This window comes from Photorhabdus tasmaniensis (assembly GCF_011189505.1).
In the GTDB taxonomy this organism is placed as follows: Bacteria; Pseudomonadota; Gammaproteobacteria; order Enterobacterales; family Enterobacteriaceae; genus Photorhabdus; species Photorhabdus tasmaniensis.
Genome location: NZ_PUJU01000004.1, coordinates 89,177 through 104,840 on the forward strand (window position 1 = coordinate 89,177; position 15,664 = coordinate 104,840).

Consider the following 15,664-nt stretch of genomic DNA (forward strand, 5'->3'; position numbering starts at 1 on the left):
GTTAAACGCGAGGTAAATTCCAAGTGGTGTTAACGGCCATTTTTATACAAAAGAGTACATATTACCTGCGAAATATGTACTGGAAGGATGGACTTTCATTATGAAAAAATCGTTAGTGGCAGTAGGTGTCATTATTGCCTTGGGTGCAGCCTGGACTGGGGCTTCATGGTATACAGGTAAGCAAATCGAACAACGTATCGGCCAATCAGTTTCCCACGCAAATGCTGAATTGGAAAAAGCATTCCCTGAAACGGGTCTGGTACTACAGAGTAAAGATTTCCATCGCGGGATATTCAGTTCTGATGTGCAGCTTGTCCTGACGGTTAAAGATGGCGTTAAAAACGCAGAAATCAAGCCGGGTGAAGAGATTTCAATTAAGTCTGTGATTGATCACGGCCCTTTCCCGCTAGCACAAGTGAAGAAATTGACACTTATTCCCAGCATGGCTTCCGTTCATTCCGAACTGGAAAATAACGAAGCACTAAAACCACTATTCGAAATGACTAAGGGAAAATCCCTGTTCGCTGCTGATTCCCGTGTTAGTTATAGCGGTTCTGTTATTTCCGATGTGGATATCATCCCCGTCGATTTTGAACAAAATGGGGCTAAATTCAATTTTTCCGGTGCTAAATTGACTTCAGATCTCAGCCGTGATCTGAAGGAGATATCACTGGCAATAAAGAGTGACCAACTGACTATCAATAAAAACAATGAAAATTTCGTTGTTAAAGGGATTGATTTGGACCTATCCAACAAAAAAGGCAAATTTGATATCTATGTTGGTGATCAAAACATCAACATTCAGGAAATCAGCCTGAAAGGGATCGGCAATGAAGATATGGTTCTTTCCGGTGTTAAGATAAATTCAAACATCGGTGAAGACGAAACTAACCTGAAAGGGAAAGTCACTTATAGCTTAGATAGCCTCAAACTGAAAAATACCGATTTCGGTTCAGGGAAATTTGCTATTACTGCGGATCGTCTGGATGGTGAATCTGTCCGTAAATTTACCCAAGCGTACAATGATGCCACAGCTAAATCCCTCGCGTCTGGTGATCTTTCTTCCGATGCTACAAACGCGGCCATTATTGACGCCGTCTTTTCTAACTTTCCTATCCTGCTGAAAAACAATCCACAATTTGGTATCGAGCCACTGACCTGGAAAAATGCCAAAGGTGAAAGCAGCATCAGTTACAAAGTCAGCTTGAAAAACTTACCAAAAGATAAAAGCAATCTGTCTGCAATGAAAACCGAAGACGCTATCCGCACTTTAATTCAGGATATGTCTTTGAATGTCACCTTACCAAAACCCATGATGACTGAGTTCGCAACCCAGGCAATGATGATGAATGGTATGGATAAAGCGAAAGCTGAGGGTGATGCGGCAAAACAGATAGAACAGTTTGAACAATTCGGCCAACTGTTTAAAATCACCACTGTTGATAAAGATGCCATCAGCATTAAGTTTAACTATGCAGACGGTAATGTCGAAATGAACGGTAAGAAAATGCCCTTACATCAGTTCATGTCTGAATACCATTTAGCTGACCCTTCTGATGATGGGGCAACGCCAGAGCAAATAATGCCAGAAAACGACACTCACAACAGTAAAAAGGTACAAATAGAAGGTACTGTGAAACCTGCGCAATAAAACAGCCATAAACGTTTTGTTAAATTGCCAGTCAACTAATTTGACTGGCTTTTTTATATAAAAAAGGACTTGGAATATGATTGACATGCAGCTCCCGCTGACAGATTTACACCGTCATCTTGATGGAAATATCCGGCCAGCGACCATTTTAGATCTTGCCCGCCAGCATAATATCCAACTTCCGGCTAATAACCTGGAATCACTGCTCCCCCATGTGCAAATTATTGGCAATGAACCCGATCTCGTCAGCTTTTTGCAAAAATTGGATTGGGGAGTGGCGGTGCTGGCTGATTTGGATGCCTGTCGTCGTGTTGCTATCGAGAATGTTGAAGATGCTGTCAATGCCGGATTGGATTATGCCGAGTTACGTTTCTCCCCTTATTACATGGCAATGAAGCATCAATTGCCGGTTGAAGGCGTTGTTGAAGCCGTTATCGATGGTATCCATTCTGCCTGTCAAAATAACGATATCGATATTCGTCTTATCGGTATTCTGAGCAGAACGTTTGGTGAACAAGCCTGTACTCAGGAGCTGGCTGGTCTGCTGGCTCACCACCAGCATATTACCGCACTGGATCTGGCGGGTGATGAGTTAGGTTTCCCCGGACATCTTTTCCAGTCTCATTTTACCAAAGCCCGTGATGCCGGCTGGCAAATAACCGTCCATGCCGGCGAAGCGGCTGGCGCTGAAAGTATTTGGCAGGCTATTCGTGAATTAGGTGCGACGCGGATTGGTCATGGTGTAAAAGCGATTACTGATCCGGCTCTGATGGATTATTTGGTTGAAAATCGTATCGGTATTGAATCCTGTTTAACCTCAAACCTTCAGACCAGCACCGTTAATTCTTTACTGGACCATCCACTGAAACAATTCCTGGAAAAAGGTATTCTTGCTTCTATCAATACGGATGATCCCGCAGTTGAAGGTATTGAGATCCGCCATGAATATGCAGTAGCCGCACCTGCCGCCGGTTTATCTACCGTTCAAATCCGTCAGGCTCAAATGAATGGGCTGGAAACCGCTTTTATCAGTGATGTAGAAAAACAGGCATTACGCGTGAAAGCAGCAAACCGTTAAATATATAAACAGTTCAGGAATGGGGTTTCCATTCCTGATTAGGATTATTTACTTAGAGTAATTTAACACTCAATAAAATCAGGTGCCAAACTGAATGTACAAACGATAAATCTTTTCTCATTATTCATTTCAAAATCTTAAAAAATATATCGAATTATTTAAGTACAACTTAAACCCACTTATTTGTCATATTTTTAGCATAAATCATATTAGAACCCTACGTCATATCAACACAGATTTGTCTAGATTCAACTCAGCAATACTCTATAGCTGTTTTTTACCCAAACCCTAAAAAACTAAAATATTAAACAGAATACCCTGCCAGCGTTCTTTTCATCAGGTGATGGTGAATCTCATTTACTACCGTGTTGCATTTGTATCCTTATAGTCTTATTCTTACTTTAGAAGTAATCAATTGACTGTCTTATGTTTTAGAGGATGAAAAAATGGCTTCACTTACAATGAATACACTTACAGCAGTTAAAGCACTCAAAGCATCGGGTTTTAACGATGAGCAATCTGAAAAAATCGTTGAAATCATTGCGGAACTACAAAACACAAGTGCCGCCACCAAAGCAGATCTGACAGCGGCTACCGAAAGCATTAAAACCGATATTAATACTATAAAAACAGATTTAGATTGGATGAAAAAACTGATATTAGCCGTTGGCATTGCTGTTGTCATCGCGGCATTGAAATATATCTTTATCGGTTAATGTATTATGAGATTAATCGAGAATTATACTCCTCGTCAGCGGATATTTTATGTAACTTAAAAGATGCTTTGCACTTTGCAGAGCAAAAGATGGCGGGAGTATGCGAAGGGCAGTCCTAAGGCTATGAATGTGTTCAAATTAAGAAAAGTATCTAAAGTGTAACATTGCATTCATTGGATTAATGGAGAAATTTAAACAGAAACTTACAATTTTAAGCTCCACGGCCCAATATTACATTGTTGTAAATATATTAATTGCAATTAATATATTTACACATCTATTTCCGTCTTAACCTCCGCGCATAACGTTGCGCTAATACCGCACAGACCATCAATTGAATCTGATGAAAAATCATCAACGGTAACAACATCACACCAACAGTCGCAGCCGGGAACAAAACATTCGCCATCGGCACACCATTAGCCAAGCTCTTTTTCGAACCACAAAAGACAATAGTAATTTCATCTTCTTTATTAAAACCTAACCAGCGAGCGATATAAGTATTAATCATCAGCACAACTGCCAACAAAATACCGCAAACAACCCCAATCATTAATAGCGAATAACCATCAATCTTATGCCAAATACCTTCAACCACCGCCTCACTAAAAGCCACATAAACCACCAAAAGAATTGATGACCGGTCTGTTATATTAACCAGTTTTTTATGTCTCTCCACCCAACGTGCAATCAATGGCCGTGACAGATGCCCGATAATAAAGGGAACCATTAATTGAAGCACGATGGATTTTATTGCTTCCAATGTATCAGCGCTGCCTTCACCTTGTGTATGGATCATCAACCCGACTAATATTGGTGATAAAAACACCCCCAAAATACTGGATGCCGAAGCACTGCAAATAGCCGCAGCAACATTACCACCCGCAACAGAAGTAAAAGCAATAGCGGATTGAACCGTGGCCGGTAAAGCGCAAAGGTAAAGAAATCCCCAATAAACTGTCGAGGTCATGATCTCAGGGACCAGCAGATTCAACCCTAATCCGATAATCGGGAATAAGACAAAGGTGCTGAGAAAAACCACCAAATGCAGCCGCCAATGTCCCATACCAGCAATAATGGCTTGCCGGGATAATTTAGCCCCATGCATAAAGAACAGCAAAGCAATAGCAGCCGTCGTCAGCCGTTGAAACCAGACTTTTATTTCTCCCTCACAAGGCAAGAATGTCGCAATAACAACTACCGTCACTAATATCATCAAAAAAGGATCTATTTTTAACTTTTGCCACCAAGTCATTAGTTATTTTCCTTGTTTTGCCAATAGTTAGCCCGGCAAGCCGGACTAATCAATAAAAGTTACGATTAAACTGCCACTGTACGTTGCTGTTTTGCAGACTCAGTACCGGCTTCAATTAATTTCATGATTTGAATGGCTTCACTTGCCGTTACCGGATTGGGTTTGCCTATCGTAATTGCATCACGGATCGCAGCATAATAAGCAGAATAATTACCGGGCAACGTCGGGATATATTCAGTCACTAATTCATCTTCACGTGACAACGTCACAATTCCATCACGAATATCATATCCCCAATCAGCATGTGGCGGCCTTTCCCCGACTTTCAATCGTTCTTCCTGAGGATCAAGGCCATATTTCACATAGCTGCCTTCCATACCATGCAGCGTATAAACCGCAGACTCAGCCGCCGCCAGTGTTGTTGCGTGAAGAACCACTTTGATATCCGGGTAATTCAGCAATACATGAAAATAATCCACCGCTTCGGCCTGTGGACGGATCATCCCCAAATCAGCCGTAATGGATTGCGGTTTACCAAACAATTGAACCGCCTGATCAAGTAAATGAGGACCTAAATCATACCAAATACCGCTGCCTTCTCCTGCCGCCTCACGCCATCTTTGACGTACAACCGGACGATAGCGGTCAAAATGAGATTCGAAATATCTCAATTTGCCTAATCGATTTTCTTTAATCAGAGATTTTATCGTCAGAAAACCGGAATCCCAACGGCGATTATGAAATACAGAAAGTAATAATCCCGCCTGTTCTGCCTGTTGCTTTAAAGATTCAGCCTGTTCAACCGTAATGGTAAAGGGTTTATCCACCACAACATGTTTACCCGCTGCCAGCGCCTGCTGCGCCAAAGGGTAATGAGTGTCATTAGGCGTAGGAATAACTATCAAATCAATTTCAGGATCATTGAAAAGATCCTCAGGGTGGGATACGACCGCAATATTTGGCCAGTCTGTTTTCACTTTTTCAGCATTACTACTGGAAATGGCAACCAATCTAACACCGGCAGCCCCGGCAATTAATGGTGCATGGAAGGTTTTGCTGGCATAACCATAACCCACTAACCCAACCTTTAACAGGTCACTCATAACAGGCCCTCAAACTTATTATTCATATGCTGCAATTCAACATCAGTAAAAAATATCATCAGTGATTACCGTTGCGCAAATTATCTCTGACCCCATCTATTCACTAACCCGGCAGAATCGCCTACTATTTCTTTTTCACATAGCTTTATTGGGAATAGCTTATGTATAAAACTAATGATTACCACAGAATTAATGGCTGGATCCTGGCCCCAGCGGCTTATCTGATCATGACCTTTCTCAGTGCTAGTGTCATGCTCGCTTTATATATTATGACTTTTCTCAGTCAAAACCCTTCATTGAGCCTCGGAAATAATCACTTTACTTTAATGTGGTTTCTTTCCGTTGCCATTACAACGGTAATGTGGTGTTTCACTCTATGGGTATTAAAACTGCTTTTCCGCCGGTCAAAAAGATTCCCTCAATGCTTTATTATCTGGCTTATCGTTACCATATTAATTGCATTAAAAACGTTCGCCTTCTCCCCCATTCCTGATCAAATTGCTCTCCGGGCATTGGCATGGCCACTATTAGCCGCCGCTATTTTTGTTCCCTACATTAAGCATTCTCAGCGGGTCAAAATGACTTTCACACAAGATCGATAACCGCAATTTTCTTTGATTGTTATCATAACAATAGCTTGCCCCACAGTAAGGTGAGGGCATTTTTATAATCTTATAAAAAGTAAACGACTCTATTTCAGGCACAGCAATGACTGACTACTTTCTTTTATTTGTCGGAACCGTATTGGTTAACAATTTCGTTCTGGTGAAATTTCTTGGCTTATGTCCTTTTATGGGCGTCTCTAAAAAGCTGGAAACCGCCATCGGGATGGGATTTGCCACAACATTTGTGATGACATTGGCTTCAGTATGTTCATGGCTGGTGAATACCTTTATTTTACTACCATTGGACTTAATCTATCTGCGTACCCTGAGTTTCATTCTTGTTATTGCCGTTGTAGTGCAATTCACAGAACTCGTTGTACGTAAAACCAGCCCGACGCTATACCGGTTACTGGGTATTTTCCTGCCGTTGATTACGACTAACTGTGCTGTGCTGGGTGTGGCGCTGCTGAATATCAATCAATCACACGATTTTCTGCAATCCGCTATCTACGGATTCGGGGCTGCTGCGGGCTTTTCTCTGGTGATGGTACTGTTTGCCGCTATTCGTGAACGCCTGGCTGTTGCCGATGTCCCCGCCCCCTTCAAAGGCTCATCTATCGGCCTGATTACCGCAGGATTAATGTCCCTGGCTTTTATGGGTTTTAGTGGTTTGGTGAAGTTCTGATGATATCGTTATGGATTGCTATTGGTGCGCTAAGTGCACTAGGGTTAATTTTTGGGTTAATCCTGGGTTTTGCTGCCCGTCGTTTTCAGGTGGAAGAAGATCCTATCGTTGAAAACATTGATGATATTTTGCCTCAAAGCCAATGTGGACAATGTGGTTATCCTGGCTGCCGCCCTTATGCCGAAGCGGTGGCAAATAATGGTGAGATGATTAACAAATGCGCGCCTGGTGGTGAACAAGCCATGCTGAAAATCTCAGAGCTGCTTGGTGTCGAACCACAACCACTGGATGGTGATGAAAGCGTAAAAAACCCCGTCCGCAAAGTCGCATTTGTTGATGAAGAGAATTGCATTGGCTGCACTAAATGTATTCAGGCATGCCCTGTAGACGCTATCGTCGGTGCAACCCGCGCCATGCATACCGTTGTTGAGGATTTATGTACCGGATGCGACCTGTGCGTTGCTCCTTGCCCGACAGACTGTATTACGATGATCCCTGTAGCAACAACTACTGCGAACTGGAAGTGGGATTTAAAAACCATTCCGGTAAAAAATATCACTGTTCAGCCATCCCAGGCAGCTTCCGTTAACAGTATCCCGGTTAAAAACATTGAGGTTGAACACCATGCTTAATTTGTTCAATTTACTCAACAAAAACAAAATATGGGATTTTGAAGGTGGTATTCACCCACCTGAAATGAAGTTGCAATCCAGTCAGACACCATTGCGCATTGCACCACTGCCGGACGAGTTAATCATCCCGCTGCAACAACATTTGGGTACCGAAGGTGAATTGCTGGTTAAAGCCGGTGATAAAGTGCTTAAAGGCCAGCCTCTGACGTTTGGCACTGGCCGTACCGTCCCGGTTCACGCATCAACTTCCGGTACCATCATTGCCATTGAACCCTGCATAACAGCACACCCATCCGGGCTGAAAGAGTTGTGTGTTCGTTTGCTCCCTGATGGTGCAGATCAATGGTGTAAACGCATTCAGACACCTGATTATCAATCACTTGATGCAGACACGATCCTTAACCTCATCCATCAGGCAGGGATCGCCGGTTTAGGTGGCGCGGGCTTTCCTACCGCAGCCAAACTGCAAAGTAGCCGGCATGGTATCAAGACGCTGATCATCAATGCCGCAGAATGCGAGCCTTATATTACCGCTGATGACCGCTTAATGCAGGAACATGCGAACGAACTTATTGAAGGCACTCGTATTCTGGAACATCTGCTTAAACCGGAGCAGATCCTGATTGGTATAGAAGATAATAAACCAGAAGCAATAAAAGCACTGAAAACCGCTCTAAACGGCGATAACGCTATTATCGTCCGGGTTATTCCGACCAAATACCCTTCCGGAGGTGCGAAACAACTGACCAAAATTTTGACCGGAAAAGAAGTACCTTCCGGTGGACGTTCCTCGACTATCGGTGTTCTGATGCAAAACGTCGGGACTGTGGTTGCGATCAAACGAGCCATTATTGACGGCGAACCTTTGATTGAACGTATCGTCACCCTTACCGGCGAAGCAGTAGCTTCACCGGGTAACTTCTGGGCACGACTCGGAACGCCGGTACAATTTCTTCTCCAATTAGCCGGTTTTCAACCACAATCAGAACAAATGGTGATTATGGGTGGCCCTCTGATGGGATTCACTCTGCCTGACTTGAATGTACCGGTTGTTAAAATCAGTAACTGCATTCTGGTGCCATCACATCAGGAAATGGATTCAAATACAGCGGAAGAGGCTTGTATCCGTTGTGGGTTATGTGTGGAAGCCTGCCCTGCCAATTTATTGCCACAACAACTCTACTGGTTCAGCCGTGGACAAGAGCATGAGAAAGCCAGAGATCACAATCTGTTCGACTGTATTGAATGTGGTGCCTGTGCTTATGTCTGCCCGAGTAATATTCCGCTGGTGCAATATTATCGCCAGGAGAAAGCTGAAATTCGGGCTTTGGATCAGGAGAACCTCCGTTCAGCCGAAGCCAAAATTCGTTTCGAAGCTAAACAAGCTCGTATGGAACGGGAGAAACTGGCCCGTGAAGAACGCCATAAAAAAGCCGCTGTCCAAATCGATAATACCGATAAAAGCGCTGTACAAGCCGCGCTCTCCCGTGTGAAGGAAAAACAAGCTGACGCAAGCAAAGTTGTTTCTATAGAGCCGGGACAAGTGCCAGACAATTCAGCCGTCATCGCCGCCCGTCAGGCAAGAAAAGAGCAGCTTCGTGCTCGTCAGGCGGAAAAACAAGCTACTGAAAATACCCATACTGTTACACCTGAACCAACAGGTTCAGAAGATCCTCGCAAAGCCGCATTGGCAGCCGCGATTGCCAGAGCTAAAGCGAAGAAAGCCACCCAAAGCCAGGAAGTGACACCGTCACTTAAAACAATAGAACCGGAATCTACCACTGATGAAAAGCAAGATTCTCGTCAGGATGCGGTCGCAGCTGCCATTGCCCGTGTTAAAGCCAAGAAAGCTCAAACACAGCAATTAACTGAAATTCAGGCAGAAACACCACCAACAAAGGAAACGGATCCGCACAAAGCTGCCGTTGCCGCCGCTATCGCACGTGCTAAAGCCAAGAAAACCGCTCAAACACAGCAAGTAACCGACATTCAGGCAGAAGCACCACCAGCAGAAGAATCAGATCCACGCAAAGCTGCCGTTGCTGCCGCTATCGCCAGAGTTAAGGCAAAGAAAGCCACTCAGGAACAACAGAAAATTTCAACAGAATAGTGATTGTTATCAATGAAATTCAGGCCCGTTCAAACTGACAATAAAAAGCTAAAAGTCGCAAGTTCGCCTTTTACACATAATCAGCAAAACACCAGCCGCATTATGCTGTGGGTTATGCTGGCAGCGATACCCGGTATTGCGATACAAACTTACTTTTTTAGCTACGGTACATTGTTCCAAATTCTGCTTGCAGTTATGACTGCCCTGCTGGCGGAATCATTTGCTCTATCTCTGCGTAAACAATCGATTATGACTCGTTTGCAGGATAATTCCGCGTTGCTGACAGGCTTACTTTTGGGAATCAGTCTGCCACCACTGGCTCCCTGGTGGCTGATTGTATTGGGAACAGCTTTTGCAGTGATTATTGCCAAACACCTGTATGGCGGTCTTGGTCAGAACCCGTTCAACCCGGCAATGGTTGGTTATGTCGTGTTACTGATATCATTCCCAGTGCAAATGACCAGTTGGTTGCCGCCTATGGATTTGCTGGCAACACACATCACACCACTGGACAGCTTGATGGTAATCTTCACCGGACAAACTCCCGATGGAGCAACATTACAACAGTTGCAGCAAGGTTTCGACGGAATAAGCCAGGCCACACCACTGGATAGTTTCAAAACCGGTTTACTGACTCACAATATTGATGATGTTCTGCGTCAGCCAATATTACAGGGATCTCTGGCAGGCATCGGCTGGCAATGGGTCAATATTGCCTATCTTGCTGGCGGGCTTATTCTGCTTAACAGAAAGGTGATAAGCTGGCAAATTCCTGTGGCATTTATCGTCATGTTAGGTCTATGTTCACTCACAAGCTGGCTAATTGATCCCAGCCGTTATTCCCCGCCATTATTGCAACTATTTTCTGGCGCAACCATGCTGGGCGCATTTTTTATTGCAACCGATCCGGTTAGTGCATCCACAACTCCCAAAGGCCGTTTAGTTTTTGGCGCAATGATTGGCTTGCTAGTCTGGGTCATCCGTGTTTATGGTGGTTATCCTGATGCGATAGCATTTGCCGTCCTATTGGCGAATATCACCGTGCCACTGATTGACCATTACACTCAACCCCGCGCTTACGGGCACAAATAAGGAGCCGTTATGTTAGAAACAATGCGACGTCACGGCATCACGCTGGCTATTTTCGCTGCAATCACTACCGGACTGACGGCTGTTGTGAATTCACTGACTAAAAGTACCATCGCAGAACAGGCCGCGTTGCAGCATAAATCACTGCTTGATCAGATTGTTCCACCTGCTTTGTATGATAACGATATGCAAAACGAATGTTATCTGATCAGTGCCGATGCTCTGGGAAACAAACTACCTCATCGTCTTTATTTGGCCCGCAAAAATGGTCAGCCGGTGGCGGCAGCGTTGGAAAGTACAGCACCCGATGGCTATTCAGGTGCTATTCAGTTACTGGTCGGTGCAGATTTCTCAGGAAAAATATTAGGCGTGCGGGTGACAGAACATCATGAAACTCCTGGCCTGGGCGATAAAATTGAAACCCGGATTTCAGACTGGATCAAAGTATTCTCAGGGAAAACCGTAAAATCAGATAATAACCGGCACTGGGCGGTGAAAAAAGATGGTGGTGAGTTTGATCAATTTACTGGTGCCACGATTACCCCACGCGCTGTGGTAAACTCCGTCAAATGGACCGCTCTCTATTTACAAACCGTACCTGAACATCTCTCTTCTCTGGAACCCTGTGGAGAAAAATCATGAGTGAAACCAAAAACTTGTTTAGCCAAGGATTGTGGAAAAATAACTCCGCTTTAGTACAACTGCTGGGATTATGTCCACTGCTGGCGGTGTCTTCCACTGCAACCAATGCGCTTGGTTTAGGGCTGGCAACCACACTGGTTCTAGTCTGCACCAACATTGCTGTGTCCAGCCTGCGTCGTTGGGTTCCCAATGAAATCCGCATCCCGATTTATGTCATGATAATCGCTTCGGTTGTCAGTACCGTACAGATGCTGATTAACGCCTACGCTTTTGGCCTGTATGAATCACTGGGAATTTTCATTCCGCTGATTGTCACTAACTGTATTGTTATTGGTCGTGCGGAAGCCTATGCTGCCAAAAATCCGGTCATGCCTTCTGCCATTGATGGTTTAGCCATGGGGTTAGGTGCCACTTTTGCGCTGTTTGTTCTTGGTGCGATGAGAGAAATTCTCGGCAATGGAACCCTGTTTGATGGTGCTGATCTGCTGCTGGGCAATTGGGCTAAAGTGTTACGGATAGAAATTGTTCATATGGATTCCCCTTTCCTGCTGGCTATCTTGCCACCGGGCGCTTTTATTGGCCTGGGGTTAATGCTGGCAGCGAAATACCTGATTGATGAAAAAATGAAAACCAGAGCAATAAAAGAAAAGAGCAATGCAGTCGCAATGTCACCAAGACCAGAGAGTTCCATTTAATATGAACAAACAAAAACGGATCGAAATGTTAACGCGTTTACGCGATAACAACCCAAAACCAACGACAGAGTTGGTTTTCACCACCCCCTTTGAGCTGCTTATTTCAGTACTACTTTCAGCTCAGGCGACAGATGTGAGTGTTAATAAAGCGACAGCGAAACTCTATCCGGTTGCCAACACACCTCAGGCCATTCTTAACCTTGGCGTAGATGGGCTGAAAGAGTATATAAAAACCATCGGCCTGTATAACACCAAAGCGGAAAACACCATTAAAACCTGCCGGATCTTGCTGGAAAAACATGGTAGTGAAGTTCCTGAGGATCGTGCGGCGTTAGAAGCACTGCCAGGCGTTGGCCGCAAAACAGCCAATGTGGTATTAAACACCGCTTTTGGCTGGCCGACCATTGCGGTAGATACACATATTTTTCGGGTGTGTAACCGTACTCATTTTGCTCCCGGTAAAAATGTCAATGAAGTCGAAAATAAATTACTGCAAGTCGTTCCGGCTGAATTTAAAGTCGATTGCCATCACTGGCTTATTTTACATGGACGTTATACCTGTATAGCCCGTAAACCTCGTTGCGGTTCTTGCATTATTGAAGATTTATGCGAGTACGATTGTAAACAAGATATATAAAAGGCTAAGGTCCGTTGCGGTGAGACGTACCAGTTGATTAATTTTGCAGATGCGATTTTCATCTTTGACTACGTTATATTGCTTTTAAGTTTAAAGAAAAAGTTTACCCCAAGTAACTATTATAATTTTCATTGCAAAATCCATACTGTTTTATGTTATTTTGCAGATGTTGCTTGCTCGACACCGCTGATTCGCGTAAAAATGTTATTCTAAAACTACCTGATAATAACCCTCAACTTTCTCCGGATATTATGTTTCAAAACAATCCGCTGCTTGCACAGCTAAAACAGCAACTTCATTCCCAGACACTCCGCGTAGAGGGCCTCGTAAAAGGCACAGAAAAAGGTTTCGGATTTCTGGAAGTCGATGGGCAAAAAAGCTATTTCATTCCGCCTCCACAAATGAAAAAAGTAATGCATGGCGATCGAGTTACCGCCGCTATTCATACTGATAAAGAAAGAGAGATCGCCGAACCAGAAACATTGGTCGAACCATTTCTAAATCGCTTCGTTGGCCGTATCCAGAAAAAAGAAAATGATAATCGTCTATGGATCGTTCCTGATCACCCTCTGCTAAAAGACGCCATCCCTTGCCGCCCGGACAATCAAGTCACTCATCCGTTTCAGAACGGTGATTGGGCTGTCGCTGAAATGCGCCATCATCCTTTGAAAGGAAGCCGTGGCTTTCATGCAGAAATTACCGGCTATATCACCGAAGGCGACAATCACTATGCGCCTTGGTGGGTAACACTGACCCGCCATAATCTGGAACGTAATGCGCCAGAGATGACTGCCGATTGCCAACTGAATGATGGTGATCTTGAGCGTATAGACTTAACTTCTCTGGATTTTGTCACTATTGACAGTGCGACCACAGAAGATATGGATGACGCTTTGCATGTCGCCAAACAAGATGATGGCAGCCTGAAACTCAGCATAGCCATTGCTGATCCAACAGCTTATATCGCGGCTGACAGCGAACTGGACAAGATTGCTCATCAACGTGCTTTCACTAACTACCTGCCGGGTTTCAATATCCCCATGTTGCCACGCGACCTGTCAGAAAACTTATGTTCTCTGCGTCCTAATGAGCGTCGCCCCGCATTGGTTTGTCAGGTGTCTATTCTTGAAGATGGTCAGCTTGGTGACGATATCGCGTTTTTCTCTACTTGGGTTGAATCAAAAGCGAAGCTGGTTTATGACGAAGTTTCTGACTGGCTGGAAGGAAAAGGTACCTGGAAACCTGCTTCTGAATCCATTACAACTCAAATCAATCTTTTGAAAGAAATGAGTGAACGCCGTAACCAATGGCGTCATCAACATGCCCTTATTTTCAAAGATCGCCCTGATTACCGCTTTGTTCTTGATGAAAATGGTTATGTACTGGATATCGCCGTAGAACAACGCCGTGCATCAAACCGTATTGTCGAAGAAGCTATGATCACCTCTAACCTGTGCGCGGCAAAAATACTGCGCGATAAGTTAGGCTTTGGTGTCTACAATGTCCATACCGGTTTTGAGCCACTCCAGATTGATCAAGTAGTTGAATTACTGAAAGAAAACGGTATTGAAGAAAATGCAGAAGAGTTACTGACATTGGATGGCTTCTGCAAATTACGCCGCGAATTGGATAAACAACCAACACAATTCCTTGATAGCCGTATTCGCCGTTTCCAGACTTTTGCAGAAATTAAATCTGAACCTGGTCCCCATTTTGGCCTTGGTTTTGATGCTTACGCCACCTGGACATCACCAATCCGTAAATACAGCGATATGGTTAACCATCGCTTACTGAAAGCAATTATTCAAAAAACGGATGCAGAAAAACCAGCAGAAGAAACCTGCTTGCAACTGTCTGAACGTCGCCGCCTGAACCGTATGGCTGAACGCGATGTGGGTGATTGGCTGTATGCGCGCTTCCTGCAACCACATGCCGGAACCGAGCAACAATTTACCGCAGAGATCATCGATATTACCCGCGGAGGTTTGCGTGTCCGTCTGGTAGATAATGGCGCGGTCGCCTTTATACCGGCACCATTCCTGCACGCTGTGCGTGATGAACTGCAATGTAGTCAAGAGACCGGCACAGTGATTATCAAAGGTGAAGCTGCTTACCAATTAAACGACATTATCAATGTCCGTATTGAAGAGGTAAGAATGGAAACACGTAATATCGTCGCGCGTCCCTCTGTCTGACTTTCCTCATAAAACGATGTTGAATCAAACTACAGCAATTAAGCTGTAGTTTGTATTAAAAAAATCAGCTATCAGAAGCCAGAAATTACATCATATTCTGTTCTGCACGGGGTGTCACCATGTTGAACCAGAATGGAAAGTTATCCAGCATACCAAGGAACTCATTAAACTTAGCTCAATCGCCCTTAAATTGGCCAAGTCATAACCACAACACAAATACCAAACAGAAATAAATAAAATAATTTTATAAATTTATTTTCAGCCACGCAGTAGTCATTCAGTTGCTCCCATCCCTGAATACGCGGCTGAAATGCGTCTGATCATGCCACATCAGATACCTTTTTTCTTAATACTGTCTTCTTTAACGCCTGTTTTTTCATCCCTTGTCCCCCACCCATCTGTATCTGATTCATTAAAAAGGACTTTATTAATTTTTCTTATCATCTCAGTCATCAGTTAAATCGCTACAATCAACCTGTAACCTCCTTGTCGTTCACCTGATACGGGAGGTTCACTAAGACACTTATCATAAAAAATAATAAGTAAATACTTATATATAATTAAATAAATT

15 protein-coding genes are annotated in these 15,664 nt (G+C 43.9%); 12 read left to right on the plus strand and 3 right to left on the minus strand.

All coding sequences use genetic code 11. The features are described 5' to 3' along the window. The first annotated feature begins 100 nt into the window (after positions 1-100). The 3 genes from C5471_RS02580 to C5471_RS02590 all read left to right on the plus strand — a co-directional run bounded on the left by C5471_RS02580 (position 101) and on the right by C5471_RS02590 (position 3,445). A complete protein-coding gene (locus C5471_RS02580) occupies positions 101-1,651 on the plus strand; it encodes a YdgA family protein (protein WP_133812988.1) in 1,551 nt (516 codons plus the stop codon). A gap of 76 nt (positions 1,652-1,727) precedes the next feature. Then, a complete protein-coding gene (add, locus tag C5471_RS02585) occupies positions 1,728-2,729 on the plus strand; it encodes an adenosine deaminase (protein WP_133812987.1) in 1,002 nt (333 codons plus the stop codon). Between the two features lie 446 nt (positions 2,730-3,175). Further along, positions 3,176-3,445: a CCDC90 family protein gene (locus C5471_RS02590; protein ID WP_133812986.1), complete on the plus strand. Its 270-nt coding sequence runs from the start codon at positions 3,176-3,178 to the stop codon at positions 3,443-3,445. A gap of 277 nt (positions 3,446-3,722) precedes the next feature. Here the strand turns inward: C5471_RS02590 and C5471_RS02595 are convergent, their stop codons facing one another. Together C5471_RS02595 and C5471_RS02600 are read right to left on the minus strand one after the other, a co-directional pair. Continuing rightward, the gene (locus C5471_RS02595) at positions 3,723-4,700 is read right to left on the minus strand and encodes a bile acid:sodium symporter family protein (RefSeq protein WP_133812985.1); all 978 of its coding nucleotides are present in this window, start codon (positions 4,698-4,700) and stop codon (positions 3,723-3,725) included. 65 nt (positions 4,701-4,765) lie between these two features. Continuing rightward, the gene (locus tag C5471_RS02600; RefSeq protein WP_133812984.1) at positions 4,766-5,803 is read right to left on the minus strand and encodes an oxidoreductase; all 1,038 of its coding nucleotides are present in this window, start codon (positions 5,801-5,803) and stop codon (positions 4,766-4,768) included. A gap of 161 nt (positions 5,804-5,964) precedes the next feature. On the opposite strand from C5471_RS02600, the gene C5471_RS02605 reads away from it, so the two are divergent. The 9 genes from C5471_RS02605 to C5471_RS02645 all read left to right on the plus strand — a co-directional run bounded on the left by C5471_RS02605 (position 5,965) and on the right by C5471_RS02645 (position 15,093). After that, the gene (locus C5471_RS02605) at positions 5,965-6,405 is read left to right on the plus strand and encodes a DUF2569 domain-containing protein (RefSeq protein WP_133812983.1); all 441 of its coding nucleotides are present in this window, start codon (positions 5,965-5,967) and stop codon (positions 6,403-6,405) included. A gap of 106 nt (positions 6,406-6,511) precedes the next feature. Beyond that, a complete protein-coding gene (rsxA, locus tag C5471_RS02610) occupies positions 6,512-7,093 on the plus strand; it encodes an electron transport complex subunit RsxA (RefSeq protein WP_011146612.1) in 582 nt (193 codons plus the stop codon). Further along, positions 7,093-7,725, plus strand: coding sequence for an electron transport complex subunit RsxB (gene rsxB / locus C5471_RS02615; protein ID WP_133812982.1), 633 nt, complete (start codon positions 7,093-7,095; stop codon positions 7,723-7,725). Before rsxA ends, rsxB begins: the two co-directional genes overlap by 1 nt. After that, complete coding sequence (gene rsxC / locus C5471_RS02620) at positions 7,718-9,835, plus strand: electron transport complex subunit RsxC (RefSeq protein WP_133812981.1); 2,118 nt, start codon at positions 7,718-7,720, stop codon at positions 9,833-9,835. Before rsxB ends, rsxC begins: the two co-directional genes overlap by 8 nt. Before the next feature lie 12 nt (positions 9,836-9,847). Continuing rightward, a complete protein-coding gene (gene rsxD / locus C5471_RS02625; protein WP_133812980.1) occupies positions 9,848-10,927 on the plus strand; it encodes an electron transport complex subunit RsxD in 1,080 nt (359 codons plus the stop codon). Positions 10,928-10,936: 9 nt separating this feature from the next. Then, positions 10,937-11,566: an electron transport complex subunit RsxG gene (gene rsxG, locus C5471_RS02630; protein WP_133812979.1), complete on the plus strand. Its 630-nt coding sequence runs from the start codon at positions 10,937-10,939 to the stop codon at positions 11,564-11,566. Further along, positions 11,563-12,261 (plus strand): electron transport complex subunit E, encoded by a 699-nt coding sequence (locus C5471_RS02635; RefSeq protein ID WP_133812978.1) that lies wholly within the window; start codon positions 11,563-11,565, stop codon positions 12,259-12,261. The genes rsxG and C5471_RS02635 overlap by 4 nt, the downstream gene beginning before the upstream one ends. A gap of 1 nt (position 12,262) precedes the next feature. Then, positions 12,263-12,898, plus strand: coding sequence for an endonuclease III (nth, locus tag C5471_RS02640; RefSeq protein ID WP_133812977.1), 636 nt, complete (start codon positions 12,263-12,265; stop codon positions 12,896-12,898). 251 nt (positions 12,899-13,149) lie between these two features. Next, positions 13,150-15,093 (plus strand): exoribonuclease II, encoded by a 1,944-nt coding sequence (locus C5471_RS02645; protein WP_133812976.1) that lies wholly within the window; start codon positions 13,150-13,152, stop codon positions 15,091-15,093. Positions 15,094-15,423: 330 nt separating this feature from the next. Here C5471_RS02645 and C5471_RS24790 read toward each other — a convergent pair whose 3' ends face one another. Next, a complete protein-coding gene (locus tag C5471_RS24790; RefSeq protein WP_278250141.1) occupies positions 15,424-15,546 on the minus strand; it encodes a hypothetical protein in 123 nt (40 codons plus the stop codon). Positions 15,547-15,664: the final 118 nt, after the last annotated feature.